Origin of the sequence: Bacteroides sp. (assembly GCF_028690125.1) — a bacterium.
In the GTDB taxonomy this organism is placed as follows: Bacteria; Bacteroidota; Bacteroidia; order Bacteroidales; family Bacteroidaceae; genus Bacteroides.
Genome location: NZ_JAQVBV010000130.1, coordinates 1 through 3,316, shown reverse-complemented (window position 1 = coordinate 3,316; position 3,316 = coordinate 1). Strand labels below are relative to the sequence as shown.

Sequence of the window (3,316 nt, the reverse complement as noted above, 5' to 3'; positions counted from 1 at the left end):
ACAATGACAGGTATGATAGCTTGGTTGCCAGGCATCAGAAGGCAATTTCACGGCTTGAGAAGCTGAACGCCGAGCGCGCGGACAAGGTGAATCGCGAGCGGGAGTTGCGGGGGTTCATCGACGCGCTTGCAACTAGCCCGCTCGTTCTTGACGCTTGGAATGAGCAGCTTTGGATGTTGCTAGTGGTCAAGGGGACCGTGGGTAGGGATGGGGGTATAAAGTTTAAGTATAGAAACGGAATCAGTATTTAAACTGGTATTTTTGTGTAAGATTGGTTTCCCCAATTGACATAATCTGTCGATCGGATTATATTGTTAACAATGTTGTCAGAGCATTCGAATGGTCACAGCATTCTTGTACTATTTCTAGACCACTGAGATGGGGCAGCGCTTTTTGTATTATTTCATGTACTCGGAGGTTCGATATGTACCTAGAATATGTTAATTACCAAAATGTCGGCGCTGTTCACAATCTGAGCATACCTTTATCATTTCATAAAAACGGGGATCCAAAACCTATTATTTTTGTTGGCGAAAACGGAAGCGGAAAATCTATTTTGTTATCAAACATTGTGGACGCCTTCTATGAAATCGGAAACAAGGTCTTTACGAATGTATCTGTTTGTGATGGTTTGACTACGAAGTTTTATAAAACCATTTCGTCCATTCAGATATCTCCGGGCAAAGCGTATATGGCGGTGTATTTGCGGTTTTCTAATGACGGGAAAAAACTTGAATATGTTTTCAAGGGCGGTAACAAGAACTGGGATGCCTATAATAGCGAGCAGTTCAATAACACTCCGTTGAATGCCTCGTTGAAATGGACAAAGGATTCCGAAAACCACAAAAATGTTACTTATGTAAACCAAGTAATTAACAATGATCAAAAAGATGCTATTGAGCAGATCTTTTCCAGCAATGTTATTTGCTATTTTCCCCCAGACCGATATGAAAAACCAAATTGGCTCGCGGACTCATACCATACCATATCGGAGTCAGAGCATTTATTGTTAGGTGAAAAATTCTCGGGAACTCTCTATACACCAATAACTGTATTTAATCCGGTTAATGATAACCTTAAATGGCTTTTAGATGTTATTGTGGATTCCCGTGCCGAGGTAGTACAGAACATCCTTACCTCAGACAATGGGTCAATAACCCTTGGATATAAATTTGCTCCTCGTTTCAATCAAGGCAATCTCACGCCACTTATGATTGCTCGTCAAAATGTTGAACAAATACTAACTGACATCCTTGGCAAGGATGTATGCTTTGAGTTAAATCTGCGGGGTGATAAAACTTCTGGACGATTTAGGATTGTAGAGAAAAATTCGGGAAATGTTGTGATCCCAACCTTTGACTCACTATCTACTGGTCAGATGGCATTGTTTAATCTCTTCACAACAATAATTCGTTATGCTGATTATAATGATGTTAATAAGAGCATTCAACTGGGTAATATTTCTGGAATTGTTGTTATCGATGAAATAGAGCTACACCTACATAGCAGTCTACAGAGAGATATTCTTCCAAAATTGTTAAAACGTTTCCCAAAAGTCCAATTTGTTATAACATCACATTCTCCACTTTTCATCCTTGGAATGGAGAAACTATTCGGCTCTGATGGCTACGAACTATTCCAAATGCCTGATGGCAGAGAAACAAGCGCAGAGATGTTTTCCGAGTTTCAAAAGGCTTATGAATATCTAGCTTCTACTCAGAAATACCAATCCGAGATCACCGCGATGATCAATTCATCAAAGAGTAAGCCGCTCATTATTACTGAAGGGAAAACTGACTGGGTTCATTTGAAAGCTGCATTCATATACTTAAAATCTACAGAGAAGTATGCCAGCATGTTTACAGGGATGGATATTGAGTTCTTAGAATATTCAACTGATTTGGGCGACTCGCAATTGTGCGCTTTATGTAAAGGTACCGCAAAAATTAAAAGGGATAATATTGCAATTTTCATTGCTGATGCGGATAAACCAAGCGAAACGAAGGACTTAGCAGCAGAACCTCCAGTATCTGACGCGGCAAGTATTTCTAAACGTTATAAATTTCACAAAACTGAGGTGGATTCAAAAACGTATTCTTTCATCATTCCAGTTCCTGCGATGAGAACAAGGACACCGTTGATATCCATTGAACATTACTATCCTGATGATGTTATTAAACGAGAAGTCGCATGCCCCGATGGTAATAATAGACGATTGTACTTCGGTGATGAATTCGATAACAATGGTATGGGAGATGGTATTCATTGTGGTAGAAAAAGTAAAAATAAGTGTGGGAGCGGGAAAATCGATATAATTGATGATGATGTATTTAAGGCAGAAAAAGGAAACACGATAAATATCGCACTTACAAAGAAAGACTTTGCTGAAATGATAGCAAGCCACCATTCTCCATTTGAGTTTGTAGATTTTGATAACTTCGTAATAATCTTTGAAATTATTAGAGAAATTCTAATCAATGGACATGTAATATGTGAACAAAGCCAAGAAGCCACAAACCCCTAACAGTAGTTTCATCGCGTAAGCGACAAACCCACGCCGTACCTACTTAATGCCGTGAGACCCACATACGATGGTACATAAGCAAGATCGGAACAGGGACGGTGGAAGCAAAATGCGGGCATTTGATACATGACGCAGCTTGGCGCTTACTGTCACAGATTTTGGGTGCATTTGGGTGCATTTACCGGAGCATTAGTGTAATGATGTAAACTGGGTGGTAAATATTGTCACTATCAACAGCTTGAAAAACGTTTCAAAAGTACTGGACAAAAGTATTCAAACTGCTAGAACCCTTATAAATCAACCGTTCCCATCATAACAAAAAGGACGTCAACCTCGTATCGAGATTGACGTCCTTTTATGGTGGAGCATAGGAGATTCGAACTCCTGGCCTCTACAATGCGAATGTAGCGCGCTACCAACTGCGCTAATGCCCCGTCTGGAATAACTGCCGACATTCTCTTTCGGTGCCAGCGAAATATACTATAGCAAAATTCCGCCTAAAATGCAAGAGCGATTTTGAAAAATCAATAGTTTTTTCGCTTTGTGCAGCTGGCTTTCTGCTTATTGTACAGGGTGGCACAGTGCATTTCAGCCGGACCGTTATCGGGTACGGAATCAGCCCCACCGGCTTAGCCGGTGGGGCCCTCTTACCCTATCAAACGCGAGCGGAGCTATTGCCCCGCCCGCGTCGCCTGTATGCGTTACGCTTTCGCCTCGTCATACTCCCGGAGGATTTTAATAAACTCCTCGCCGGTAATCGTTTCTTTCTCCAGCAGATAGCTTGCCAGCCTG

Annotated in this window: 2 protein-coding genes and 1 tRNA gene; 2 read left to right on the top strand and 1 reads right to left on the bottom strand. The window is 41.2% G+C overall.

Annotated elements, in window-relative coordinates; genetic code table 11:
* Together PHO71_RS25840 and PHO71_RS25835 are read left to right on the top strand one after the other, a co-directional pair.
* Nucleotides 1-251, top strand: a 251-nt coding sequence (locus tag PHO71_RS25840; protein ID WP_300209056.1) for a hypothetical protein, incomplete at its 5' end; no start/stop codon positions are given.
* 173 nt (nucleotides 252-424) lie between these two features.
* Nucleotides 425-2,524: an AAA family ATPase gene (locus PHO71_RS25835; protein WP_300209055.1), complete on the top strand. Its 2,100-nt coding sequence runs from the start codon at nucleotides 425-427 to the stop codon at nucleotides 2,522-2,524.
* Between the two features lie 358 nt (nucleotides 2,525-2,882).
* Here PHO71_RS25835 and PHO71_RS25830 read toward each other — a convergent pair.
* Nucleotides 2,883-2,958, bottom strand: a tRNA-Ala gene (locus PHO71_RS25830).
* Nucleotides 2,959-3,316 lie beyond the last annotated feature (358 nt).